Raw genomic sequence first — 23630 nt, 5'->3', positions numbered from 1 at the left:
TTCTCCTCACATCCACGCCGTCGAGCCGTCGGGCCTGACGGGTACTCGGCGGTCCCAGCGGACCCAGTCGTCCGTGCGCAGGGCGTCCTCGTCGATCTCGATCCCCCAGCCGGGCCGCTCCGGCCGAAGCTCGAGGTGGCCGTCGACCGGCTCGTACGGGTCCCGGCACCACGACACGGGATCGGGCTTGAACTCCAGGATCGAGAAGTTCACGGTCGCCGCCGCGAAGTGGAGGTTCGCGGCGGTGGCGAGCGGGCCGAGCGGGTTGTGCGGCGCGACGGGCACGTAGTGCGCCTCGGCGAGGTGGGCGATCCGGATCATCTGGGTCAGCCCTCCCACCACGCAGATGTCCGGCTGCACGATGTCGGCGCCCTGAGCGGTGAGCAGACCCAGGAACTCGTGCGGCGTGTAGAGCGACTCGCCCGTGGCGAGCGGCACGGCGATCTCGGAGCGCAGCCGGCTCCAGGCCGGCAGGTGCTCGGGACGGATCGGCTCCTCGAGGAAGAGCGGCTCGTTCGGCGCCAGCGCGGCTCCCAGCTCCACCGCCTGCCGCGGCTCCCACAGGCAGGCGTGGGCGTCGAAGGCGAACTCCCAGTGGTCCGGATGGCTCTCCCTGACCTCGCCGAAGTAGCGGCCCAGTTCAGCTGCGACCAGCCCGAACCGCGTCGAGTGCAGGTCGACGCGGTAGGGACTGAGCTTGAAGGCGGTGAAGCCGTTCTCGGCATGGAGGCGCTGCGTGCGGTCGAGGAGCTCGGCGGGGTCCGGAGCGGAGTACAGCCCCGCGTAGACGCGGACCCGGTCGCGCACCGCTCCTCCCAGCAGCTTGTAGACGGGGAGACCGGCAGCCTTTCCCGCGATGTCCCACAGCGCGTGGTCGATGGCGGCGATGGCGGCGAGTCCCATCGCTCCCGGCGGGAAGCGGGAGGACTGGAGGAGGAACTGGTTCACGGCCGAGGTCCGGGTGGCGTCCCAGCCGCGCAGCTGGTGCGCGAAGTACTCGATCATCGGCGGGAACGCGAGGTCGGGGCCGTGGTTGTAGACCTCCGACCACCCGTCCAGCCCGTCGTCGGTGGTGATCCTGACGAGGACGCGCGGCCGGTCCCCCACCCGCTGCAGATACGTGCGGATGCGGTCGATGCGGGTCATCGCGGGGTCCTTCCGTCGGTGGTGGGGGCGGGGTTCGGGACGAGCGGCCGGATGCGCACCCAGAACCCGTAGATCGCCGCGCTCATGAGGCAGCTGGCCGCCGCGAACACGAGTGGCCCGACGTAGGAGCCGCCCGTCGCGGCCAGGGCGAATCCGATCGCGATCGGGCTGATCAGGTTGCCGAGCTGGGATCCGAAGTTCTGGAAGCCGGCGACGGAGCCGACGGTGTCGGGCGATGCGGCCACCTCGGCGGGCAGGCTGAGGATCGCCGCACCCGCGAACGAGTGCGCGGCGCTGGACGCGGTGAGCACCACCATCACGAGCACGTTGCTCTCGAGGAACGGGCTGAATCCGATGCAGGCGCTCAGCACGAGCCCCGCGAGGATCGGCACCTTGCGGGCGACGTTCGTCGACAGTCCGGCGGCGAGCATCCGGTCGGACACGACGCCGCCGGCGATGCCTGCGGCGATGGCGATCAGCGCCGGCAGCGCCCCCACCAGGCCGAACTCCTCCTTCGTCAGACCGCGGTCGTTCAGGAGGTAGCTGGGGTACCAGGTGAGGAAGAACGCACCGGCCAGCGAGCGGAAGACGTAGCCGAGGGTCAGCGCCCAGACCTGGTTGTCGCGCAGCAGCGCCCGCCACGGCCGGCCCGCCCCGTCGCCGGTCGACGACTCCCCCCGATCGGAGACGATGTGCGCGAGCTCCGCCGCGTTCACGCGCGGGTGCTTCTCGGGAGCCCGGTACACGGTCAGCCAGCCGACGATCCAGAGCAGTCCCGCGACTCCGATGACCACGAAGGCGAGCCGCCAGCCGCCGAACAGCGCGAGGGCGGTGACCAGGGGCACCGAGAGCGCCGTGCCGATCTGCTGGCCCATGTCGAACAGGCTCGACGCGAAAGCCCGCTCGCGCCGCGGGAACCACTTGGACACGATCGTGATGTTCGCCGGCTGCACGGGCGCCTCGCCGATGCCCAGCCCGAGGCGGAACACGATCACCGACCCGACGCCGGTCGCGAGGGCGGTCAGGGTGGTCCAGACCGACCACCAGCCGACCGCGAGCGGATAGATCACCCGGGGTCCGAAGCGGTCGAGCAGCCACCCCGACGGCAGCTGGAACAGCGCGTACGTCCAGAAGAACGACGAGAGGAGCAGGCCCTGGACTGCCGGGCCGATGGCGAACTCCTCGGCCATGAACGGGAGGGCGACGCTGAGAGCGGCCCGGTCGAGGTAGGCGATGGTGAGTCCGAGCGCCGAGAATCCGACGATGGTCCAGCGGTAGCGGGTCCTGCGCTCGGAGGCGGCGGTGGCCGGCTCCGTCGAGCGGACGGCGAGGTCGTGAGGAAGCAACGCTGCTCCTTCCGGGTCGAGGATCGGGTCAGGTCGTGGCGAGGGCGCGCGCGCCGGGGGCGAGGAGCGAGCGCTCGAGCGCCCACTCGGCGAGGATCCCGCTCACGGCCTCCCGGCCGGCCGGAGTCAGGGGCGAGCTGGGGGCGCGCACCTCGGCCGAGGCGAGGCCGAGCTGCTCGAGCGCCTCCTTGATGACGCTGACGTTGTCGGCGTTGGTGTTCGCGGCGCGCAGCTCCTCGAAGGCGGCGATGCTGTCGACCATCGTGCGAGCGGCCTCCAGGTCGCCGCGTCGCAGGGCGTCGCGCAGGTCGAGCGACAGGTGGGGGTTCACGGTGACGAGCCCCGAGGTGAAGCCGGTCGCCCCGTGCGCAGCGTAGGACAGGGCGTACGGCTCGGCGAGACCGGCGATCCAAATGAAGCGCTCGGCCCCCGCCTCCCGCCGCACCTTCGCGAAGTGCACCGGATCGGGCACGGCGTACTTCACTCCGATGACGGTGCAGGCGCGCTCGCCCAGCTCGCGGATCATCGCCCCGTCGACCGCCGTGCTCTTCACGTAGAGGACGATCCCGAGATCGGGCACCGCCGCCGCGATCTCGGCGTGGTAGTCGATCCAGCCGGCGCGCGAGACGTAGGGATGGACGGGCTGGTGGATCATCGCCATCGTCGCCCCGTGCTCCGCGGCGAGCCGCGCGTCGGCGACGGCGGTCGCGACATCGAGGCCCACTCCCGCGAGGACCGCCGCGCGGCCGCGGGCGAGCTCGCCGGTGACGACCAGCAGCTCGCGCCGCTCCTCGGGCCGGAGGGCGTAGAACTCGCTGGTGTTCCCGTTGGGAGTGAGGACGCCCACTCCCGCGTCGAGCAGCCGCTCGAGGAGTGCCGCGTAGACGTCGAGCGCCAGCACCCCGTCGCGGAACGGCGTGACGGGGATCGCGACGACGTCCGAGAGGCTCGCCCGTGCGGCGAGCAGCCCGGCGTCGAGCGCGCTCACGACTGGACCTCCAGCTGGGCGAGGGCACGCGTCGCGAAGCTGTCGACGTGCGACTCGACGAGCCGGCGCGCCTCGTCGGCGTCGCCCCGCTCCGCCGCCTCGAGCATCGCGAGGTGCTCGCCCGCCTCGTGCCGCCACGAGATGGAGTTGCGCCACGCGGTGACGGTGATCAGCGCGGTCTGGTCGCGCAGACCGTCGAGGGTCGCGATGAGCAGCGGATTGCCGCAGGCGCTGTAGAGGAGCCGGTGGAAGTCGCGGTTCTCGAGGCTGCGCTCCCCCGCGCCGTCCGCCTCCTGGGCTCGGGTGAGCGCCGCGCGGGCGGGAGCGGTGTCGAAGCCCGCCTCGACCGCACGCTCGACCGCCGCGGGCTCGAGGAGCAGGCGCATGTCGAACACCTGGCGCGCGAGCGCGGCGTCGACGACCCGGACGGAGGCGCCGCGGTACTCGTTCATCGTCACGAGCCCGGCCCCGGCGAGGGTCTTCAGCGCCTCTCTGACCGGTGTCTTGGACATGGCGAAGGTCGAGGCCAGATCGGCTTCGACCAGGGCCTGCCCTGCGGACAGCTCCCCGGCGAGGATCGCGCGGCGCAGCTCCTGCGCGACGAAGGCCGTGCGGGAGAGCGGTGCCTGGGGCGACTGCTTCGGTGCGGTGTTCATGGATTTCCCTTCGACGTCTTCCGTCAGAGTAGCGCATTGTGTCTAATATATGATGTTCCAGCGGCGCCGATGTCGCTCGATGAAAGGAATTCGCAATGATGCGTCTGTCTCCCCAGCCCCGACCCCGCGTTCTCGCTGGCCTCGCGCTGCTCCCGATCCTCGCCCTCACCGCCTGCGCGGGAGGCGCCTCCACCGGCGCGACCGGCTCCCCCGACGACCCGATCGTCCTCGAGCTCTGGGACACCGACACCCGCCCCGAGCGGACGGCGAACCTCGAAAAGCTCATCACGATGTTCGAGGCCGAGAACCCGGGCATCACCGTCGACTACCTCGGCCTGCCGACCGACTCCTACATGCAGAAGATCGGCACCGCCCTCGCGACCGACTCGACGCCGGATCTGCTCACGCCCAAGGCGTCCGACCTGTCCGCCCTGGTCGCACAGGGCGCCCTCGCGCCGCTCGACGACCGCTTCGAGGAGGGCGGATGGGCGGACCGGATCGACGAGACCATGGTCGCGTCGACGAAGGCCGCGTCACCCGACGGCGCGCTGTACCTCGCTCCCGCGACGAGCCTCGCCGACACCGTCTACTTCCGGAAGGACTGGTTCGAGGAGGCGGGGCTGGACGCCCCCGAGACCTGGGACGACTTCTTCGAGGCGGCGCAGACCCTGACCGACGCCGAGTCCGGCCGGTTCGGCTACACGCTGCGCGGAGGAACCGGGTTCTTCTCGCAGTTCGTCGAGATGGTCTACCCGCAGGCGGGGGTGTCGACCTTCTTCGACGAGGACGGCGTGTCCACGCTCGACGACCCGGCCGTGGTCGACGCGGCGCAGAAGTACGTCGACCTCTACCGCGCGACGACCGCCGAGAGCGACCTCACCGCCGACTTCAAGACGATGGTGGCCCAGTTCGGCGCGGGGAGCACGGCGATGCTCAGCCACAGCATCGGCTCCTACCCGACCCTCGTCGCCGCCGTCGGAGCCGACGCGATCGGCGCCGCGGTCCCGTTCCCCGCGGAGGACGGCACGCAGGTCCTGACCGGGCGCATGACGACCGGCTTCGCGATGTTCGAGGCGAGCGAGCACCAGGAGGCGGCCTGGAAGTTCCTCGAGTTCACGATGAGCGAGGAGGGCAACGGGTTCTGGGCGCAGGCCTCCGGCTACATCCCCGGGAACACGGCCGTCGCCGAGCAGGACTGGGTCGCCGAGAACCCGGCCATCGCCGCCGCCGCCGCGGCGAGCGCCTCCCCCGACGCCGTGGTCCTCGACCAGCCGTTCTACCTCCCGGAGTTCACCTCCATCACCGCCTCCGACATGCAGCCGGACTGGCAGCTGGTGCTCCAGGGCAAGCTCCCCGTCGAGGACTTCCTCGGCACCTGGGCCGACGCGCTCACCGAGGCCCAGCAGCGCTATGACGCGGCCACCGACTAGTCGCCCCCTCCGGGCGGGCGCGCCGGTCGCGCCCGCCCCCGATCGCAAGGATCCGACGATGACGACCTCCTCCCCGCCCGTCTCCCGGCGGTCCGCCGCTCGACCCGCTGCCGCTCGACGGCGGCGCTCGACGGCCTGGTACCCCTACGCGCTCATCTCCCCCGCCGTCGCCCTGGTCGTGGTGTTCCTCCTCTACCCGGTGCTCAGCGTCTTCTACTACAGCCTGCAGAACTACAACGTGACGCTGCCGATCTACAACGGCTTCGCGGGCTTCGACAACTTCGTCGCCATCTCGCAGGACCCGCTCTTCTGGCGCAGCATCTGGTTCACCGTGCGCTGGGTGGTCGTCGAGGTGGGCCTCCAGTTCGTCTTCGGCCTCGCCCTCGCCCTGCTCATCAACCAGAGCTTCCGCGGACGCGCGATCGTGCGGGCGCTGGTCTTCTCGCCCTGGGCGGTCGCCGGCATCCTCACCACCACGATCTGGCTGCTGATCTACAACCCCTCCACGGGTGTCGGCCGCTACCTCGCCGACCTCGGCATCGGGAGCTACGGCACGTCCCTCCTCGCGAACGAGGACACCACCTTCTGGGCCGTCGTGCTCGCGGAGCTGTGGAAGGGCGCGCCCTTCTTCGCGATCCTGATCCTGGCCGATCTGCAGTCGGTCAACCTCGACCTCTACGAGTCGGCCGAGGTCGACGGCGCCGGCCGCATCCGCAAGTTCGTCTCGATCACCTGGCCGCACATCCGCCAGGCGGTGATCCTGGCCACCCTGCTGCGCGCCATCTGGGAGTTCAACAACGTCGACCTCCTCTACACCCTGACCGGAGGCGGGCCCGCGAGCTCCACGACCACGCTCCCGCTCTACGTCGCCCAGACCGCGATCCACGACCGCGACTTCGGCTACGGATCCGCGCTCACGGTGGTCGCCTTCGTCATCCTGGCGGTCTTCACCGTCGCCTACCTCAGAGTCAGCAAGTTCGGACGGGACCAGTCATGACCACGGCACTCGAACGCCCCCTCGCCCCCGCGATCCCCGTCGAGGAGCGGGCGCACCAGCGGAGGGCGAACCGCCGTCGGATCGGCGAGCGGCTCCTGCTCGGCGGTCCGCTCGCCGTCGCCCTCGTCTTCACGCTCGTGCCGTTCTACTGGATGCTGCTCTTCGCCTTCCGCCCGGCCGGATCGACCTCGCTGCTCCCGTGGCCGCTGACCGTCGACAACTTCGTGACGGTGTGGAACGGCTCCGGCTTCGGGATCTACTTCGTCAACAGCCTCTCGGTCGGAGTGGCCAGCCTCGTCGTCTCCACCCTCATCGGGCTCCTGGGCGGCTACGGTCTGGCGCGGTTCCAGTTCCGCGGCAAGTCGGCCTTCCTGCTGGTGATGCTCTGCACCCAGTTCATCCCCGGGGCGATGATGCTCATCCCCCTGTTCGAGATCTTCAACGGCCTGGGGCTGACGGACTCGCTCTGGAGCCTGATCATCTCGGACACGGTGTTCCACCTGCCGCTCTCGCTGGTCCTGATGTCCGGCTTCATCCGGAACGTGCCGATCGACCTGGAGGAGGCGGCCTGGGTCGACGGCTGCGGGCGCGTCCGGGCGTTCTGCCTGATCGTCCTGCCGCTGCTGCGCCCGGGCATCGTCGCGGTCGGGTCGTTCGCCTTCATCAGCGCGTGGAACAACTTCCTCTTCGCGATCATGTTCCTCTCGAGCCAGGACCAGTTCACGATCCCGGTGGGTCTGAGCTACCTCTTGGGCGAGTTCGGGACCGACTTCGGCGCTCTCGCCGCCGGTGGGGTGATCGCTGTGGTCCCCGTGGTCGTCCTGTTCGCCTACGTGCAGAAGTTCCTCGTGCAGGGATTGAGCGCGGGAGCGGTCAAGGGCTGAGGATCGGGGCCTCCGGTACGAGCGCACCGCGTGCACCGGAGGCTCCGTGCAGTCGGCCCGTGCAGTCGCCACTCCAGTCCTTCGTCGGCGCCGCGAGGCGGCACCCTATGCTCGGCAGATGACCGACCCCCGCCCTCGTCCCCGGCGCCGTCGATGGCCGGTCCTCCTCGCCGTCCTGGCGGCGGTCCTCGTGTACGCGACGGTCGTGCTGACGTACGCGGGCGGCATCCGGGACTCGAGCGAGGGATGCGAGACGGTCGTCGCGGGCGACGACCCCGTCACCGTGAAGCTCCAGCCGGCGGAGGTGAACGCGGCCCGCCAGCGGCTCGAGTTCCAGATGACGCTGGTGCCCTCGAAGGGCCTGACCTCCTCCGACGGGTACACGGCCGACGAGACGATCAGCCTGGTGACGTTCCCGGTCGACGGGCCGAGCGTCCTGACGTTCCCGGCGGGCGAAGTGCTCGACAGCTCGGTGCAGTCGGACTTCGCCGAGGGGACCGTGGAGGAGTGGCCCTTCGACAGCTACCGGGCCGACCTGACGACGTTCGCCTTCCTCGGGGAGGACGATCACGACGACCACGAGCACACCGCGGTGCCCACCCGGGTCTGCATCGACGACTCCGTGCCGGGATGGCACTTGAACACCGTGACGGCCGCCCACCCCGGCGACACCGTCCCCACGGCCGACGGCGATGAAGCGCTCACCTCGGTCATCATCACCGCGACCCGCTCGGCGAGCACGGTCGCCTTCGGGATCGTGCTGCTCGGGTTGATGGCGGTCACCCCGGTGCTGGTCCTGTTCGTCGCCATCAGCGCCTACACCGGCCGCCGGAGGGTGGAGGCCACCCTCACGAGCTGGATCGGCGCGATGCTCTTCGCCGTCATCCCGCTGCGGAACTTCCTCCCCGGCTCGCCGCCGGTCGGCTCGTGGATCGACTACCTCGTCGTGCTGTGGGTGATCGCGGGGCTCGTCACCGGACTCGCCATCTACATCGCGGCGTGGAACCGCTGGGGCCATCGTGCGATCCCCCGGCAGCCGGCCCCTGACCGCTCGGAGGAGCTCCGGCCGACCACGATCCCGGCGCCGGACGCCGCGCCGCCCGTGTCGGAGGCCCGCTCTACTGTGAGGGAGTGACAGATCGCATCCTCGTCCTCACCACCGGCGGCACGATCGACAAGGAGTACTCGCTCGCGGGCAAGCTCGTGATCGGTGCTCCGACGATCCCGCGCCTGCTCGAGCCCGTGCTCTCGACGCTCGAGTTCCGCATCGAGGAGGTGCTCGCGAAGGACAGCCTCGACCTCGACGACGACGACCGCGCCCTCATCCGGCAGCGGGTCCTCGAGGCGGAGGAGGACCGCATCGTCCTCACGCACGGCACCGACACCATGACCGCCACGGCCGAGGCGATCGGCACCGTCCGCGACCGCGTGGTGGTGCTGACCGGCGCGATGCAGCCCGCGCGGATGCGGGACAGCGACGCGTCCTTCAACCTCGGCGCCGCGGTGGCCGCGGTGCAGCTGCTGCCGCCGGGCGTCTACATCGCGATGAGCGGCCGGGTCCTGCCCGCCGGAGCGGTCGTGAAGGACCGGGCGGCCGGCGTCTTCCTGCCGGCCTGAGCCGCCTCAGTCCGCGGTCGCCCTCGTGCACTCGGCGCAGAGGCCGAACACGTCGACGACGTGGTGCGCGTCGGTGAAGCCGTGCTGCCCGGCGACGGAGCGCGCCCAGGTCTCGACCTCGTCGGCCGCGATCTCCACCGTCAGCCCGCAGCGCCGGCAGATCAGGTGGTGGTGGTGCGTCCCCGGAGTGCACGCCCGGTAGAGGCTCTCGCCGTCGGGCGACTGCAGCGAGTCGGCCTCGCCCTCGACCGCGAGGTCGGCGAGCGCGCGGTACACCGTCGCCAGGCCGATCGGCGAGCCCGACGCGTGCAGCGCGCTGTGCAGCCCCTGCGCGCTGACGAAGTCGTCGCGCCCGGTCAGCGCCTCGCGCACCGCTTCCCTCTGCCACGTGTTCCGCTTGACCACCGGACCACCTTCCCGTCTCACGACCCGGGCCACGCTATACCCCCGCCCCGGCGAGCGCCGGTGATCGCCGATGCCGGACTCCCCGCCGCCCGGCGATCCGGCAGACGACGTAGATCGTGAACGAGATCGTCGTCACGTACGGACTGATCGGCACCGAGCCGCCCAGCGCCAGCAGGATCCCCCCGACCAGCGACCCGACCGCGAAGAGCGTGCTCAGCAGCGGCACGATCACCGGCGAGGCCGAGATCCGCAGGGCGGCGGCAGCCGGCGTCACCAGGATCGCGAGCACCAGGAGCGAGCCGACGACCTGCACCGACACGGCCACGGCCAGGCCGAGCAGCAGCATGAAGACGATCGACAGCCCGCGCGTCGGGACTCCGCGGGCCGCCGCGACGTCGGCGTCCACGCTCGCGAAGGTCAGGGGGCGCCAGATCAGGGCGAGCCCGATCACGACGACGACCGAGATCGCGATGAGCCAGCCGAGCTGCGGGTCGTCGACTGCGACGATCTGCCCGGTGAGCAGGCCGAACTTGTTCGCGCTGCGGCCCGGATAGAGCGCGAGGCAGAGGATCCCGATGCCCAGGCCGAACGGCATGAGCACGGCGATGATCGAGTTGCGGTCGCGGGCGCGGGAGCCGAGCAGGCCGATCAGCAGCGCCGCCACGAGCGAGCCGACGATCGATCCCTGCACCACGCCGATCCCGAGCAGCAGGCCCGCGGAGGCGCCCGCGAAGGACAGCTCGCTGATGCCGTGCACCGCGAACGCCATGTCGCGCGACATCACGAAGACGCCGATGAGCCCGCCGACCACGCCGAGGACGGCGCCGGCGATGACCGAGTTCCGCAGCAGCGCCAGCAGCGCTCCGTAGTCCGAGAAGTCGAAGATCTGCGACCAGACGTCGTCCATCAGGCGCGCTCCTCCGGGGTGTCGTGGCGGTGCTCGCGCCGGCGCTCGGGCTCGTGGCGGTGCTCCGCTGCGTGCCGGTGCTCCGACTCGTGCTCGTGCGCGTGCGAGTGGTCGGGGGCGCCGACCACGATGATCCGACCGCGGGCGCGGATCACGTCGACGGGCGCGTCGTACAGGTCGCTCAGGACCTCCGAGCGCAGCACCTCGTCGGGCGTGCCGATGCGGAACCGGCCCCCGGCGAGGTACAGCACGCGATCGACCATCCGCAGCACCGGATTCACGTCGTGCGTCACGAAGAGGACGCCCAGGTCCCGCTCGCGCCGGTGCCGGTCGATCAGCTCGCTGACCGCGCGCTGGTGCGCCAGGTCGAGGGCGATCAGCGGCTCGTCGCAGAGCAGGAGGGCCGGGTCGCCCGCGAGGGCCTGGCCGACGCGGACGCGCTGCTGCTCGCCTCCGGAGAGGCTGCCGAGCGGGGCGTCGGCGTACTCGGTCGCCCCGACGGCGGCGAGCAGGGCGTCGACCTGCTCGCGGCGGGCCCGCGAGGGCAGCGGCAGCCCGAAGCGGTGGCCGTCGATGCCCAGGCCGATCAGGTCGCGGGCGCGCAGCGGAGTGCCGTCGTCGGCGAGCTTCTGCTGGGGGATGTAGCCGATCCGGCGGTTGCCGCGGTGCACGGGAGCGCCGAGCACCTGCAGCTCGCCGGTGCTCAGCGGCTGCTGGCCCAGGACCGCCTTCAGCAGGCTGGTCTTGCCGGATCCGTTCGCGCCGAGCACGGCGACGAACTCGCCCGCCTGCACGTCGAGGTCCACTCCGCCCCACAGCTCCCGGGAGCCGAAGCGGAGGCCGGCGCCGCGCATCCGCAGCACGGCCGGAGACGCCGGAAGGCCCGCCTCCGGGGAGACGGGCCGATCGATCGGGGACGGGGGCGTCACGACGAGAGCGCCCCCTCGACGGCGTCGAGGTTCGCGGTCATCCAGCCGACGTACCCGCCCTCGCCGTCCGGCAGCGTCTCGGTGACGGCGACCTCGGGGATCCCGGCCGCCTTCGCGGCCTCGAGCACCGCCTCCGTCTGCGCATCGGAGGTCTGCGCGTTGTAGACCAGGGCGTCGACGGCGCCGTCCGAGAACAGGGCGAGCGTCTCCTGCAGCAGCGTGGCGGGCACGTCGGTGCCCTCCTCGATCGCCTCGCTGAACTCCTCCGGAGTCGCGTCGACGAGGCCGAGAGCCTCGGTCATGTACAGGGGCACGGGCTCGGTGATGGCGATCGAGCGGCCCTGGAGGGTGCCCTTGAGCTCCTGCTCGCGCTCGATCAGCGCGTCGAGGTCGGCGGTGAGGGCGTCGGCGTTGGCGGAGTAGGTCGACGCGTTGTCGGGGTCGATGCTCGAGAGCTCGTCGGCGATCCCGGTCGCGACGTCGCGGGCGACGGCGAGGTCGTACCAGACGTGCTCGTTGTAGGCGGCGTGCTCGTGGCCGTCCTCGTCCGAGTGGCCCTCCTCCTCGGCGCCCTCCTCCTCGGAGTGCTCCTCGCCCTCGTGCTCGTCCTCGAGGCCGGCGACGACGGTCGCGGTGACGACGGGCGCCTCGGAGCCGGACGCGTCGATCATCGTGTCGATGAACGGGTCGTAGCCGCCGCCGTTCTCGATCACGAGCTGCGCGTCCGACACGGCGAGCTGGTCGCGCGCGGTGGCCTCGTACTCGTGCGGGTCCTTCTCCGGGCTGTCGATGATGCTCGTCACCTCGACCAGGTCGCCGCCGATGCTCTGCGCGAGGTCGCCGTAGACGTTCGTCGACGCGACGATAGAGACGAGACCGGAGTCGTCGCTCGCGCCGGACGCGGCGCCCGGACCGGAGCAGGCCGAGAGGGCGAGGGCCGCGGCGCCGAGGAGGGCGGCGGCGGAGAGGGAGCGCGTGCGTGCGGTTCGGGTCGTCACGGAGGAAGCCAATCTGAGTCCGGAGTCGGACGGTCGGGGTGCTTCACGGTACCGACTATTGATAACGATTGTCAAAGTCGACAGGAGGCGCGACGCGGCCTGACGCGCACCCGCGACGCGCGGAGTCACACGCCGTCACTCCTCGACGCACACGGTGCGGGCGGCACCGCCGGCTGCGAGAGTCGCCGCACCGTTCGAGAGAGGACCACCGTGAGCACCGCATCCGCCCCCACGCCCGCCGGCACCACCACCCCGCCCACCGGCCACGAGCCCGCCGCCCGCGCCACCGCGCTGGGCGACCCGCTCACCGACCGCTGGTCCGGCACCCCGCGCCCCGACTCCCCCGCCCAGTGGATCGCCCGCGCCGACGAGGTCGCCTCGATCCTCGCGGTCGACGCGCTCGAGCGCGACCGCGCCGGCGCGGCACCCTTCACCGAGGTCGCCCTGCTCAAGAACGCCGGACTCGTCACCCTGCTCGGCCCGCGCGAGCACGGCGGCGGCGGGCAGGAGTGGACCACCGCCCTGCGCGTGATCCGCACCGTCGCGCGCGCCGACGGCTCGATCGGCCAGCTGCTGGGCTACCACTACCTCTGGGCGTGGGCGGCGCGGCTCGTCGGCACCCCCGGGCAGATCGCAGCCGTCGAGCAGCTCGCCACCGAAGGGGACCTGCTCTACGGCGGTGCCGTGAACCCGCGCGACTCCGACCTCTCGATCCGCGAGGAGGGCGACGAGCTCGTCTTCTCGGGCCGCAAGTCGTTCTCGACGGGAGGTGTCGTCAGCGACCTGACCGTGCTCGAGGGGATCCTCGAGGGCACGGACACCCACGTCTTCGCGATCGTGCCGACCGCGCAGGACGGCATCGTCTTCGGCCGCGACTGGGACAGCCTCGGGCAGCGGCTCACGGAGTCGGGCTCGGTCGAGATCCGCGACGTGCGCGTGCCGTGGGCCGCGGCCGCCGGCTTCGTCGACCGCGAGTTCCAGCCGCTCGTCTACAACTCGCTGAACGTGCCGACGATCCAGCAGGTCTTCGCCGAGTTCTACCTCGGCATCGCGCAGGGCGCCCTCGAGCACGCCGCGCGCTACACCCGCGAGCGCACCCGCGCCTGGCCCTTCGGCGGCGACGACAAGGAGCGCGCGACCGACGAGTGGTACCTCCTCGAGGGCTACGGCGATCTGCAGGCCAAGCTCTGGGCGGCCGAGGCGCTGATCGATGCGACCGGAGCCGAGCTCTCGGCCGTGCTGCACGCTCCGCGCGAGGAGCTGACGCCCCGCCGTCGCGGCGAGATCGCGGTGCGCATCGCGGCGGCCAAGGCCCGCATCGTCGAGGACGGACTCGAGACGGCGACCCGCGTCTTCGAGCTGACCGGCGCGCGCGCGAGCGCGAGCACGGTCGGGCTCGACCTCTACTGGCGGAACCTCCGCACCCACTCGCTGCACGACCCGATCGCGTACAAGCGGCGCGAGGTGGGCGTCTTCGCCCTGCTGGGCGACGTGCCCGAGCCCTCCTGGTACACCTGATCGCCGTCGGCCCCGGGTCCGACGGCCCGGGGCAGGCTCAGATCAGGCCGTGACGGAGGAACGCCGTCCGCACTCCGTCCTCGTGCACCGACGTCGTCACGTCGTCGGCGATCGCGAGGACGTCGTCGGTGGCGTTGCCCATCGCGATCCCGAGCCCGGCGGCGGTGATCATCTCGACGTCGTTCGAGCTGTCCCCGATCGCCACCGTGTCCTCGACCGCCCGCCCCAGCCGCTCGGCGAGCGCGAGGAGCGCCGCGCCCTTGTCGACGCCGGGCAGGCTCACCTCGCCGCCCGCGTGCCCGAGGTATGGGATGGTGCCGGTGACCACGTGGAAGCGCTCGCCCAGGCCGTCGCGCACCACGGCGAAGGTGTCGTCGTGGTCGCCGAAGAACGTCGCCTTCGCGATCCCCTCGGTCGGCGCGGGGCCGCGCGGCGTCTCGACGACCGGCTCCACCGCCTCGCCCCGGCGGGCGTGCAGCTCGGCGACGCGCGCCGCGAGTCCGCCGCTCGTGAACACGGCGTCGTGCGCCTGCAGCGTGAACTCGATCCGGTGCGCCTCGAAGAAGTCGACGACCTCGCGGACCGCGTCCGCCGGCATCGTGCTCCGCGAGACGAGCTCGCCGCCGAGCTCGACGAACCCGCCCGCGGCCGAGACGACCCCGTCGAAGCCGAGGTCGAGGACCTTCTGCGGGATCTCGGGGCGCGAGCGGCCGGTCGCGAGCAGCACCAGATGGCCGTTGCGGCGCGCACCCGCGACGGCCTCCGCGGCCGAGGGGGCGACGACGCCGCCGTCCATCAGCGTTCCGTCGATGTCGAGCAGGATCAGTCGGGAGCGGGTCACCCGCGGAGCCTACCGAGCCCGGGAGAACACCCCGCTGGACACCGCGGATCTCGATACGGCCGCTGCGCGGCCTGCTCGATCAGCAGGGCTGGTCGCCCTGCACAGCCGAGCGCCGCCCCCGGGTCAGCCCAGCATCCGCGGCGCCCGGTACTCCCACTCGCGGTCGCCGTCGCCGATCGCCCGCAGCACGCGCGCCGGCACTCCTCCCACGACGACGAGCGGAGGCACGCTCGCCGTCACGACCGCCCCCGAGGCCACGACCGAGCCCGCGCCGATCACGACGCCCGGCAGCAGGATCGCGCCCGCCCCGATCCACACGTCGTCCTCGATCACGACCGGCGCCGAGAACTGGGTGCCGTCGCGGCGCAGCTCCGGGTGCACGGGGTGACCGGTCGTGCTGATGGTGACGTTCGGGGCGATCATCACCCGGTCGCCGATCACGACCTCGACGTCGTCGACGAGCGTCAGACCGAAGTTCACGTAGACGTTCTCGCCCAGGCGCACGCGGTTGCCGTAGGCGACGTGCAGCGGCGGCTCGACCCAGACCCCCTCGCCGACCGCCTCGAACAGCTCGTGCAGCAGCCGGCGGCGCTCGTCCGCCTCGCGGGGACCGGTGGCGTTGTAGGCGTGCGCGAGCTCCTTGCCGCGGATCCGCTCCTCCTCGAGCGCCTCGAGACCGTCGCCCGCATCGGTGTACAGCTCGTGGGCGTCCATCCGCCGGCGGACCTCGTGCTCGCGCGCGTCCATCGCGCCCCCTCTCGTCGAGTCTCCAGCGTGGGGGACGCGCCCTGCACCGGCCGACCGCGACACGGCCGCGGCGCCTCCGCTCCGCCCGCGGCGCCCCTCCGCCGCGACACCGTGTCCCGGGAGAACAGGACGGCGCGGGACGTGCGGTGGTACAACGTTGTAGGTTGGGCGCACCCCCGAGCGGAGGAGGACCGATGGCGATCACGTTGCACGATGTCGCGCGCGCGTCCGGAGTGTCGATCAAGACGGTCTCGAACGTCATCAACGACTATCCGCACATCCGTCCGGCCACCCGCGAGAAGGTCGAGGCCGCGATCGCGGAGCTCGGCTACAGCCCGAACCTCTCGGCGCGGAGCCTGCGCAGGGGCCGCACGGGAGTGATCGGCCTGGCGCTCCCCGAGCTCAGCCTCGCCTACTTCGCCGAGCTCGCCGACAGCGTGATGCGCGCGGCCGACCGCCGCGGTCTCACGGTGCTGATCGAGCAGACCGGGGCCGATCCGGCCCGCGAGCGCAGCGTCCTCAGCTCTCCGCGTCGGCAGCTGACGGACGGCCTGCTCTTCAGCCCGCTCGGCATCGACATGTCCGACGAGCCCGCCCTCGCCGTCGACTACCCGCTCGTCCTCCTCGGCGAGCGCATCTTCACCGAGCGCGTCGACCACGTCACGATGCAGAACGTCGAGGCGGCGCGCGCCGCCACGGAGCACCTGCTCGAGAGCGGGCGCCGGCGCATCGTCGCGCTCGGCGCGCACGCCGGCGAGGAGGTGGGTTCGGCCGTGCTCCGCACCCGGGGCTACGAGCAGGCGCTGGAGGCGGCGGGCGTGCCCTACGACGAACGGCTGATCGGCTACTCCGGCCCCTGGCACCGGGCCAACGGCGCGGTCGCGATGCGCGGCATCATCGAGTCGGGCGTCGACTTCGACGCCGTCTTCGCCTTCAACGACACGCTCGCGCTCGGGGCGATCCGCACGCTCCAGGATGCGGGGCGCCACGTGCCCGGCGACGTCGTGGTGATCGGCTTCGACGACATCGACGAGTCGCGCTACTCGGTCCCGAGCCTGTCCTCGATCGACCCGGGGCGGGAGGAGATCGCCCAGACCGCCGTCGACGTGCTGAAGGCGCGCATCGACGGCACCGAGACGGGTCCGCACCGACTGCGCACCGCGGCGTTCTCGGTGGTGGCGCGGGAGTCGAGCGCTCCCGCCTGAGCGCTCAGCCGCAGTCGCAGATCTCGCGGCGGATCCACTCCCCCGCCTCGCGCACCGGCAGACGACCTCGCCGCAGCAGCCGGCTCCACTCCACGGCCCGCTCGGTGAGCCGGTCGTCGGCACTGCCCGCGGCGTCGCCGCCGACCGTGCGCAGGAGCAGGTGCGCGAGCGGACCGCCGAGGTGGAGCGTCGCTCCGGCCACGCCCGCGAAGTGGCGCGCCTGCCCGCGGGTGTCGTCGTCGTACGGCTCGGCGAAGCCGCGGCCGCGGATGCGATTGCGGCCGCCGCTCAGCAGATCGACGGGCCCGAGGAGCCCGCCCCGGATGCCGGCGATGTCGCGCGCCACCGCGCGGATCAGGGCCCTGGGCGGCGGATCGGAGGCGGCGAGCGCCTCCACCCGGTCGGCGAGGAGGCTGCACGCGTCGATCGTTCCCACTCGTCCAGTCCAGCACGACCGGCTGGGCGGACACCGCCCGAGCCGCTCGGCGAGCCGCTCTTGACAGCGCCGCGGCGACTCCGCATCATCATCTCTACAACGTTGTCTCCATCGTTGTAGAAACGACGGGGACACGCTGCAGAACCTCCCCGCTCCCGCGTGGAACCCTCCTCAGGCCGACGACGGCCGCATCCGAAAGGAAACGCAATGACGCGTCATTCGAAGAGACTGCTGGCCGCGGGGGTGGCCGTCGCGGCCTCCGCCGCTGCTCTCACGGGCTGCTCCGCCGGGAGCGACGCCGCCAACTGCGAGAACACCATCGTGAACGAGGACGCGAAGGTCGTCACGATGTGGGCCTGGTACCCCGAGTTCGAGGGCGTGGTCGACCTGTTCAACAACAGCCACGACGACGTCCAGATCTGCTGGAGCAACGCCGGCGCCGGCAACGACGAGTACACCAAGCTCACCACCGCCGTGCAGGCCGGCTCGGGCGCCCCCGACGTCGTCATGCTCGAGAGCGAGGTCGTGCAGAGCTACATCCCGCAGGACGCCCTGGTCGACCTGAACGAGTACGGCGCGTCCGACGTGCAGCAGAACTACTCCGAGGGCGCCTGGGCCGACGTCTCCAGCGGTGACGCCACCTACGCGATCCCGGTCGACGGCGGACCCGTCGGCATGCTGTACCGCCAGGACATCCTCGACGAGTACGGCATCCCCGTCCCCACCACGTGGGAGGAGTACGCGGCCGCCGCGCAGGCGCTCAAGGACGCCGGCTCCAGCACCCTGATGACCGACTACGCGGGCAACGGCCGCGCGTACCAGCAGGCGCTCTTCGCGCAGGCCGGCTCCGTGCCCTACACCGTCGACGGCACCGACGTCACGGTCGACCTCGACGACGAGGCCAGCGCCAAGGTCATGAACTACTGGAACGACCTCGTCACCAAGGGCCTCGTCGGCACCGAGGACAGCTCGACCACCGACTACAACACGCACCTCGTCGACGGCACCTACGCGTCCGTCATCGCCGCCGCCTGGCTGCCCGGCTACCTGCAGGGCTTCGAGGGCGCCGACCCCGACGCCGTATGGCGCGCCGCTCCGGTCCCCCAGTGGGAGGGCGAGGAGCCGACCCAGATCAACATCGGCGGATCCGCGTTCGCGGTGACCGAGCAGGCCGAGGACAAGGAGGCGGCGGCCCTCGTCGCCAAGGAGATCTTCGGCACCGAGGAGGCCTGGAAGATCGGCATCGAGAAGGGCGCGCTGTTCCCGCTCTGGAAGCCGATCCTCGAGTCCGACTACTTCGCGGACCTCGAGTACGACTTCTTCGGGGGTCAGCGGATCAACAAGGACGTCTTCCTCACCGCCGCGACCGAGTACCAGGGCTTCCAGGTCTCGCCGTTCCAGAACTTCGCCTACGACAAGCTCACCGAGGCCGTGAACGCGGTCAACAGCGGCGAGTCCAGCGTCGAGGACGCCCTCGCGACCTACCAGACCGCGGTCAGCGACTACGCCGCCGGTCAGGGCTACACGGTCGGTTGACGACCGGCGGCCGCCGTCCGCGAGGGCGGCGGCCGCCCCGTCCCGTCTCGAAGGAGCACCATGTCGAACCTCGTCGTCCCCGCGCCCGCCGCCACCGCCGAACGCCGCACGAAGAAGCCCCGCACCGGAGTCGTCGCCTCGCGCCGCGCCCGCTGGGGCTGGGTCTTCGTCGCCCCCTTCGGCGTCTTCCTCGTGGTCTTCCTGATCACGCCCCTGATCTACTCGTTCATCCTGAGCCTGCAGAACAAGACCGTCGCCACCGGCACCGAGTGGGTCTGGTTCGCGAACTACGCCAAGGCGTTCTCGGACCCCCTCTTCCTCGAGGGCGTCTGGCTCGTGGTCCGGTTCGCGTTCATCCTGATCCCGATCCAGATGCTGGTCTCGCTGATCGCGGCGCTGATGCTGGACGCGCTCACCTCGCGGTTCTCGCGCTTCGCCCGGCTGATGATCTTCGTGCCGTACGCGGTGCCCGCCGTCATCGGCGCGCTGATGTGGGGCTTCCTCTACAGCCCCTCGTTCGGCCCGGCCTCGGAGGTGTTCGGCTGGTTCGGCCTCGACGCTCCGAACCTGCTCGGCAAGGAGTCGATCTTCGGCAGCCTCGTCAACGTCGTCACCTGGCAGTGGGCGGGCTACTACATGATCATCATCTACGCGGCCCTGCAGGGCATCGACCCCGCCGTGTACGAGGCGCCCGCCTCGACGGCGCGAGCGCGCTCCAGACGGCTCTGCGGATCAAGATCCCGATGATCTCCTCCTCGATGGTGCTGATCCTCGTCTTCGCCCTCATCGGCACGCTCCAGTTCTTCACCGAGCCGCAGATCCTGCGCTCGCTGGCGTCCGGCTCGATCGACGCGTCCTACACGCCGAACATCTACGCCTACACGCTCGCCTTCTCCTACAACCAGTTCAACTACGCCTCCGCGATCTCGTTCGCGCTGGGCCTGGTGGTGTTCGTCGGGTCGTACCTGTTCCTGGCGGCCACGAAGAAGCGGAACGGACTCTCATGAGCACCCTCGAACTCGCCCCCAAGCGCGACCGCGTGCAGCGACGCGAGGACGCCGTCCGCGCCCGCAGCCGCCGCGGCGGACGCCAGCTGCTCCCCCACGTGATCCTGCTCGCCTTCGTCGTCTACTTCGCCCTGCCGTTCTGGTGGCTCGTGGTGGCGTCGACGAAGGACCAGGTCGGCCTCTTCTCCGGAACCGTCAGCCCGCTCTGGTTCGGCGACTCCTTCGAGTTCTTCACCAACATCGGCTCGCTGTTCACCTACTCCAACGGGCTCTACTGGAAGTGGCTCGGCAACTCGTTCCTCTACGCCTTCGTCGGCGGTCTCGGAGCGACGGTCCTGTCGGTGCTCGCGGGCTACGGCTTCGCGGCGTACGCGTTCAAGGGCCGCAACGCCTTCTTCTCGCTGGTCCTGGGCTCCGTGATGGTGCCGGCGACGGCCCTGGTCATCCCGCTGTTCGTCATGTTCAGCGCTGCGCAGCTCACCAACACCATGTGGGCGGTCATCCTGCCCTCGATGCTCAACCCGTTCGCGGTCTACCTCATGCGCGTCTACACGCAGGACGCGGTGCCGGAGGAGATGCTCGACGCCGCGCGGATGGACGGGGCGGGCGAGATCACGGTCTTCTTCCGCGTCGCCCTGCCGCTGCTGCGCCCCGCGCTCGTGACGGTGCTGCTGCTGTCGGTCGTGGGAACCTGGAACAACTACTTCCTCCCTCTCGTGATGCTCTCGAACTCGCAGCTCTTCCCCGTCACCGTGGGCCTGGGCACCTGGCAGACCCAGGCGTCGGTCAACACCGGCGGGCAGTCGCTGTGGAACCTCGTGATCGTCGGGGCCCTCATCTCGGTGATCCCGCTGATCGTCTCCTTCCTCACCCTGCAGAAGTACTGGCAGGGCGGGCTGTCCATCGGCTCGGTCAAGTGACCGGCCGCACCCGCGCACCACTCCCCTCCGGAACAGGAGGGGCCCGTCACCGCCTCAGAAAGGCCCTGTCATGACCGACGCTCCCCGCGCCGTCCCGTCCACCTCCTCGGCCCGGATCACCCTCGATCCCACCGCGGTCGTCGCCCCCGTGAATCCGCGGATCTTCGGCTCGTTCGTCGAGCACCTCGGCCGCTGCGTCTACGACGGCATCTACGAGCCCGGCCACCCCACCGCCAACGAGGACGCTTCCGCCTCGACGTGGTGGACCTGGTGAAGGAGCTGGGCAGCACGACCATCCGCTACCCCGGCGGCAACTTCGTCTCGGGCTACCGCTGGGAGGACGGGGTGGGCCCGCGCTCCGAGCGCCCCCGCCGCCGCGACCTGGCCTGGCACTCGCTCGAGACCAACGAGGTCGGACTCGACGAGTTCGCCCGCTGGGCCGAGCTCACCGGCAGCGAGATCATGTACGCGGTCAACCTCGGCACCCGCGGCGTCCTCGAGGCGCTCGACGTGCTCGAGTACGCGAACGGGCCGGCCGGCACCGCCCTCGCCGACCAGCGGATCGCCAACGGCGGCACCGAGCCCTACGACATCCGCATGTGGTGCCTCGGCAACGAGATGGACGGCCCCTGGCAGGTCGGCCACATGAACGCCGAGGACTACGGCAAGCTCGCCTCCCGCACCGCCAAGGCGCTCAAGATCGCCGACCCGTCGCTCGAGCTGGTGGTCTGCGGCTCGTCCGGATCCGGCATGCCGACCTTCGGCGAGTGGGAGCGCGTCGTCCTCGAGCACACCTACGACGACGTCGAGTACGTCTCGTGCCACGCGTACTACCAAGAGTACGGCGGAGACCTGGGCTCGTTCCTGGCCTCCTCCCTCGACATGGAGTACTTCATCGCGACGGTCGTCGCGACCGCCGACCACGTGAAGTACAAGCTCAAGAAGTCGAAGGACATCATGCTGTCCTTCGACGAGTGGAACATCTGGTACCTCGAGGAGTGGCAGGCCAAGGAGAAGGCCGACGCCGAGGGCGACCAGAGCACCCGCGAGTGGGCCTACGCCCCCCGCCTGCTCGAGGACGTCTACTCGGTCGCCGACGCGGTGGTCCTGGGCAACCTGATGATCACGCTGCTGAAGCACTCCGACCGCGTGACCTCGGCCTCGCTCGCGCAGCTGGTCAACGTGATCGCGCCGATCATGACCGAGCCGGGCGGAGCGGCGTGGCGCCAGACCACGTTCTTCCCGTTCTCGACGACCGCGCGTCTCGCGTCGGGCACCGTGCTCAAGCCGCGGATCGAGGCGGGCACGTACTCCACCGCCCGCCACGGCGAGGCTCCGCTCGTCGACTCCGTCGCGACGCACGACGGCGACCGCTCGTCGGTCTTCCTCGTGAACCGCTCGCAGACGGAGTCGATCACGGTCACCGTCGACGTGTCCGGCCTGGGCGTCTCGAGCATCGCGGAGGCGGTGGCCCTCTTCGACGAGGACCCCTACGCGAAGAACACGAAGGACGACCAGGAGCGCGTGGGCCTGCGCGACGCGATCGACGCCTCCCTCGAGGGCGGCACCCTCACGGTGACGCTGCCCCCGGTGTCGTGGACGGCGGTCGCGCTGACGGCGTAGCCCCCGCCCTCGGTGGCGGGTTTAGATACGCCGCCCGCGGCGGCTACTCGACCAGCAGGCTGCGCGAGCTCCCCCACCTCGCTGGTCGAGTAGCCCGCACAGCGGGCGTATCGAGACCCACCCACTCCAGAACACGCAGGTCTCGAGACGACGGCTCCGGTGACTACTCGACCAGCAGGCTGCGGGACGCCGATACTGCTGGTCGAGTAGCCGGCGCAGCGGACGTATCGAGACCCACTCACTCCAGAGCAGGCGGGTCTCGAGACGCCGCCCGCGGCGGCTGCTCGACCAGCAGGCTGCGCGAGCTCCGACCACCACCCGTCAACGACGGCGGGAACCGCCGAGCGAACCGGCGATCCGCGTGCCAGCGGATCGCCGCAGCGGTCCGCACCCCGCTCCACGGGACGCGACCCCCTGCGACAGCCGACCGCGGAGCGGACGACGACGAAGGAGCAGTCAGCTCAAACGAGCACAGCGAACCGGCGATCCGCGTGCCAGCGGATCGCCGTAGCGGAACGCACCCCGCTCCACGGGACGCGACCCCCTGCGGAAGCCGACCGCGGAGCGGACGACGACGAAGGAGGAGTCCGCTCAGTCCAGCAGCAGCGCCGGCTCCTCCAGCACGCTCGCCACGTCGGCGACGAAGCGGCTGACGACGTCGCCGTCGACGACGCGGTGGTCGAAGGAACCCCCGACCGTGGTGACGTAGCGGGGACGGACCTCGCCGTCGACGACCCACGGCTTCTGCTTGATCGTGCCGAGCGCGATGATCGCGACCTCGCCCGGGTTCAGGATCGGGGTGCCCGTGTCCATCCCGAAGACGCCGATGTTGGTGATCGTGATGGTGCCGTTCTGCATGTCGGCGGGCGCCGTCTTGCCGTCGCGGGCGTCGAGGGTGAGCTTCTCGAGGGCCTGGGCCAGCTCGAGCAGGCTCATCGACTGGGCGTCCTTGACGTTCGGGACGATCAGTCCGCGGGGGGTGGCCGCGGCGATGCCGAGGTTGACGTAGTGGCGCACGATGATCTCGGAGTCGGTCCACGCCGAGTTGACGGTGGGGTTCCTCCGGACCGCCCAGATGATGGCCTTCGCCATGATCAGCAGCGGCGACACCTTGGTGCCGGCGAAGTCGGGCGAGTTCTTCAGCCGCTTGACGAACTCCATCGTGCGCGTCGCGTCGACGTCGACGAAGACGCTGACGTGCGGCGCGGTGAAGGCGCTCTGCGACATCGCGGCGGCGATGGCCTTGCGGACGCCGCGCACCGGGATCCGCTCCTCGCGGGAGTCGGCCCACGCGGGGGTCTGGATGTTGCGGAAGACGCTGGCCTGGGACGCGTGGCGGATGACGTCGTCGCGGGTGACCTCGCCGGCGAGGCCGGTGGCCTGCACCTCGAGGAGGTCGACGTCGAGGTCCTTCGCGAGCTTGCGGATCGGCGGCTTCGCGATGACGGGCAGCGCGGCCGCGGCGGGGACCGACGTCGGGCGCGGAGGAGCGGC

General features: G+C 71.1%; 23 protein-coding genes and 1 pseudogene. 12 read left to right on the top strand and 12 right to left on the bottom strand.

The window, feature by feature from the left end; genetic code table 11:
• Positions 1-6: 6 nt before the first annotated feature.
• From B0T42_RS05620 to B0T42_RS05605, 4 genes are read right to left on the bottom strand one after another with little or no spacing between them, the layout of a single operon-like run.
• Positions 7-1146, bottom strand: coding sequence for a mandelate racemase/muconate lactonizing enzyme family protein (locus B0T42_RS05620; protein WP_077222283.1), 1140 nt, complete (start codon positions 1144-1146; stop codon positions 7-9).
• Positions 1143-2492, bottom strand: coding sequence for an MFS transporter (locus B0T42_RS05615; protein WP_158078049.1), 1350 nt, complete (start codon positions 2490-2492; stop codon positions 1143-1145). The genes B0T42_RS05620 and B0T42_RS05615 overlap by 4 nt, the downstream gene beginning before the upstream one ends.
• A gap of 28 nt (positions 2493-2520) precedes the next feature.
• Entirely contained in the window at positions 2521-3480 is a 960-nt protein-coding gene (locus tag B0T42_RS05610) for a dihydrodipicolinate synthase family protein (RefSeq protein ID WP_201788490.1), read from the bottom strand.
• Entirely contained in the window at positions 3477-4136 is a 660-nt protein-coding gene (locus B0T42_RS05605; protein WP_055786039.1) for a GntR family transcriptional regulator, read from the bottom strand. The genes B0T42_RS05610 and B0T42_RS05605 overlap by 4 nt, the downstream gene beginning before the upstream one ends.
• 95 nt (positions 4137-4231) lie before the next feature.
• On the opposite strand from B0T42_RS05605, the gene B0T42_RS05600 reads away from it, so the two are divergent.
• The 5 genes from B0T42_RS05600 (at position 4232) to B0T42_RS05580 (ending at position 9064) form a co-directional block, all read left to right on the top strand.
• Positions 4232-5566 carry an ABC transporter substrate-binding protein gene (locus tag B0T42_RS05600; protein ID WP_077222281.1) on the top strand — a complete coding sequence of 445 codons (1335 nt, stop codon included), beginning with the start codon at positions 4232-4234 and terminating at the stop codon, positions 5564-5566.
• Between the two features lie 58 nt (positions 5567-5624).
• The gene (locus tag B0T42_RS05595; RefSeq protein ID WP_077222280.1) at positions 5625-6563 is read left to right on the top strand and encodes a carbohydrate ABC transporter permease; all 939 of its coding nucleotides are present in this window, start codon (positions 5625-5627) and stop codon (positions 6561-6563) included.
• The gene (locus B0T42_RS05590) at positions 6560-7447 is read left to right on the top strand and encodes a carbohydrate ABC transporter permease (protein WP_077222279.1); all 888 of its coding nucleotides are present in this window, start codon (positions 6560-6562) and stop codon (positions 7445-7447) included. The genes B0T42_RS05595 and B0T42_RS05590 overlap by 4 nt, the downstream gene beginning before the upstream one ends.
• Positions 7448-7565: 118 nt before the next feature.
• Positions 7566-8582 carry a DUF4436 family protein gene (locus tag B0T42_RS05585; protein WP_077222278.1) on the top strand — a complete coding sequence of 339 codons (1017 nt, stop codon included), beginning with the start codon at positions 7566-7568 and terminating at the stop codon, positions 8580-8582.
• Entirely contained in the window at positions 8579-9064 is a 486-nt protein-coding gene (locus tag B0T42_RS05580; protein WP_077222277.1) for an asparaginase domain-containing protein, read from the top strand. Before B0T42_RS05585 ends, B0T42_RS05580 begins: the two co-directional genes overlap by 4 nt.
• A 6-nt stretch (positions 9065-9070) precedes the next feature.
• Here the strand turns inward: B0T42_RS05580 and B0T42_RS05575 are convergent, their stop codons facing one another.
• From B0T42_RS05575 to B0T42_RS05560, 4 genes are all read right to left on the bottom strand, one after another.
• Complete coding sequence (locus B0T42_RS05575; RefSeq protein ID WP_055786018.1) at positions 9071-9469, bottom strand: Fur family transcriptional regulator; 399 nt, start codon at positions 9467-9469, stop codon at positions 9071-9073.
• A gap of 34 nt (positions 9470-9503) precedes the next feature.
• Positions 9504-10376 carry a metal ABC transporter permease gene (locus tag B0T42_RS05570; protein WP_077222276.1) on the bottom strand — a complete coding sequence of 291 codons (873 nt, stop codon included), beginning with the start codon at positions 10374-10376 and terminating at the stop codon, positions 9504-9506.
• Positions 10376-11230: a metal ABC transporter ATP-binding protein gene (locus B0T42_RS05565; RefSeq protein ID WP_077222326.1), complete on the bottom strand. Its 855-nt coding sequence runs from the start codon at positions 11228-11230 to the stop codon at positions 10376-10378. The genes B0T42_RS05570 and B0T42_RS05565 overlap by 1 nt, the downstream gene beginning before the upstream one ends.
• Positions 11231-11301: 71 nt before the next feature.
• Positions 11302-12303 carry a metal ABC transporter substrate-binding protein gene (locus tag B0T42_RS05560; protein WP_077222275.1) on the bottom strand — a complete coding sequence of 334 codons (1002 nt, stop codon included), beginning with the start codon at positions 12301-12303 and terminating at the stop codon, positions 11302-11304.
• Between the two features lie 210 nt (positions 12304-12513).
• On the opposite strand from B0T42_RS05560, the gene B0T42_RS05555 reads away from it, so the two are divergent.
• Complete coding sequence (locus B0T42_RS05555) at positions 12514-13821, top strand: acyl-CoA dehydrogenase family protein (protein WP_201788489.1); 1308 nt, start codon at positions 12514-12516, stop codon at positions 13819-13821.
• A 37-nt stretch (positions 13822-13858) separates the two neighbouring features.
• Here B0T42_RS05555 and B0T42_RS05550 read toward each other — a convergent pair whose 3' ends face one another.
• Both B0T42_RS05550 and B0T42_RS05545 read right to left on the bottom strand, forming a co-directional pair.
• Complete coding sequence (locus B0T42_RS05550) at positions 13859-14662, bottom strand: Cof-type HAD-IIB family hydrolase (RefSeq protein ID WP_077222274.1); 804 nt, start codon at positions 14660-14662, stop codon at positions 13859-13861.
• A 123-nt stretch (positions 14663-14785) separates the two neighbouring features.
• A complete protein-coding gene (locus tag B0T42_RS05545; protein WP_077222273.1) occupies positions 14786-15409 on the bottom strand; it encodes a sugar O-acetyltransferase in 624 nt (207 codons plus the stop codon).
• A gap of 194 nt (positions 15410-15603) precedes the next feature.
• Between B0T42_RS05545 and B0T42_RS05540 the strand changes: the two genes are divergently transcribed.
• Positions 15604-16614: a LacI family DNA-binding transcriptional regulator gene (locus tag B0T42_RS05540; protein ID WP_077222272.1), complete on the top strand. Its 1011-nt coding sequence runs from the start codon at positions 15604-15606 to the stop codon at positions 16612-16614.
• Positions 16615-16618: 4 nt separating this feature from the next.
• Here B0T42_RS05540 and B0T42_RS05535 read toward each other — a convergent pair whose 3' ends face one another.
• Entirely contained in the window at positions 16619-17050 is a 432-nt protein-coding gene (locus B0T42_RS05535; RefSeq protein WP_077222271.1) for a hypothetical protein, read from the bottom strand.
• Positions 17051-17257: 207 nt separating this feature from the next.
• Between B0T42_RS05535 and B0T42_RS05530 the strand changes: the two genes are divergently transcribed.
• The 5 genes and pseudogenes from B0T42_RS05530 (at position 17258) to arfA (ending at position 22136) form a co-directional block, all read left to right on the top strand.
• On the top strand, positions 17258-18586 hold the full coding sequence (locus B0T42_RS05530) for an ABC transporter substrate-binding protein (protein ID WP_077222270.1): 1329 nt from the start codon (positions 17258-17260) through the stop codon (positions 18584-18586).
• Between the two features lie 60 nt (positions 18587-18646).
• Positions 18647-19333, top strand: coding sequence for a carbohydrate ABC transporter permease (locus B0T42_RS05525; protein WP_236720141.1), 687 nt, complete (start codon positions 18647-18649; stop codon positions 19331-19333).
• A complete protein-coding gene (locus tag B0T42_RS21070) occupies positions 19330-19593 on the top strand; it encodes a hypothetical protein (protein ID WP_236720140.1) in 264 nt (87 codons plus the stop codon). Before B0T42_RS05525 ends, B0T42_RS21070 begins: the two co-directional genes overlap by 4 nt.
• Positions 19590-20513 (top strand): carbohydrate ABC transporter permease, encoded by a 924-nt coding sequence (locus B0T42_RS05520; protein WP_077222269.1) that lies wholly within the window; start codon positions 19590-19592, stop codon positions 20511-20513. The genes B0T42_RS21070 and B0T42_RS05520 overlap by 4 nt, the downstream gene beginning before the upstream one ends.
• A 70-nt stretch (positions 20514-20583) precedes the next feature.
• A pseudogene (gene arfA / locus B0T42_RS05515) lies at positions 20584-22136 on the top strand (arabinosylfuranosidase ArfA).
• Positions 22137-22727: 591 nt separating this feature from the next.
• Here arfA and B0T42_RS05510 read toward each other — a convergent pair.
• The coding region (locus B0T42_RS05510; protein ID WP_139344427.1) for a dihydrolipoamide acetyltransferase family protein at positions 22728-23630 on the bottom strand (903 nt) is incomplete at its 5' end.

It is taken from the genome of Rathayibacter rhapontici, from assembly GCF_001995175.1.
GTDB lineage: Bacteria > Actinomycetota > Actinomycetes > Actinomycetales > Microbacteriaceae > Rathayibacter.
Note: the sequence above shows the minus strand (reverse complement) of the source record. Positions and strands in the feature narration are given on the sequence as shown.

What these genes read in the sequence shown, in the direction of transcription:
- B0T42_RS05620 (WP_077222283.1), bottom strand. Translation starts at nt 1,146, where the DNA reads ATGACCCGCATCGACCGCATCCGCACGTATCTGCAGCGGGTGGGGGAC.
- B0T42_RS05605 (WP_055786039.1), bottom strand. Translation starts at nt 4,136, where the DNA reads ATGAACACCGCACCGAAGCAGTCGCCCCAGGCACCGCTCTCCCGCACG.
- B0T42_RS05600 (WP_077222281.1), top strand. Translation starts at nt 4,232, where the DNA reads ATGATGCGTCTGTCTCCCCAGCCCCGACCCCGCGTTCTCGCTGGCCTC.
- B0T42_RS05595 (WP_077222280.1), top strand. Translation starts at nt 5,625, where the DNA reads ATGACGACCTCCTCCCCGCCCGTCTCCCGGCGGTCCGCCGCTCGACCC.
- B0T42_RS05590 (WP_077222279.1), top strand. Translation starts at nt 6,560, where the DNA reads ATGACCACGGCACTCGAACGCCCCCTCGCCCCCGCGATCCCCGTCGAG.
- B0T42_RS05585 (WP_077222278.1), top strand. Translation starts at nt 7,566, where the DNA reads ATGACCGACCCCCGCCCTCGTCCCCGGCGCCGTCGATGGCCGGTCCTC.
- B0T42_RS05570 (WP_077222276.1), bottom strand. Translation starts at nt 10,376, where the DNA reads ATGGACGACGTCTGGTCGCAGATCTTCGACTTCTCGGACTACGGAGCG.
- B0T42_RS05565 (WP_077222326.1), bottom strand. Translation starts at nt 11,230, where the DNA reads ATGCGCGGCGCCGGCCTCCGCTTCGGCTCCCGGGAGCTGTGGGGCGGA.
- B0T42_RS05545 (WP_077222273.1), bottom strand. Translation starts at nt 15,409, where the DNA reads ATGGACGCGCGCGAGCACGAGGTCCGCCGGCGGATGGACGCCCACGAG.
- B0T42_RS05540 (WP_077222272.1), top strand. Translation starts at nt 15,604, where the DNA reads ATGGCGATCACGTTGCACGATGTCGCGCGCGCGTCCGGAGTGTCGATC.
- B0T42_RS05530 (WP_077222270.1), top strand. Translation starts at nt 17,258, where the DNA reads ATGACGCGTCATTCGAAGAGACTGCTGGCCGCGGGGGTGGCCGTCGCG.
- B0T42_RS05525 (WP_236720141.1), top strand. Translation starts at nt 18,647, where the DNA reads ATGTCGAACCTCGTCGTCCCCGCGCCCGCCGCCACCGCCGAACGCCGC.
- B0T42_RS21070 (WP_236720140.1), top strand. Translation starts at nt 19,330, where the DNA reads ATGATCTCCTCCTCGATGGTGCTGATCCTCGTCTTCGCCCTCATCGGC.
- B0T42_RS05520 (WP_077222269.1), top strand. Translation starts at nt 19,590, where the DNA reads ATGAGCACCCTCGAACTCGCCCCCAAGCGCGACCGCGTGCAGCGACGC.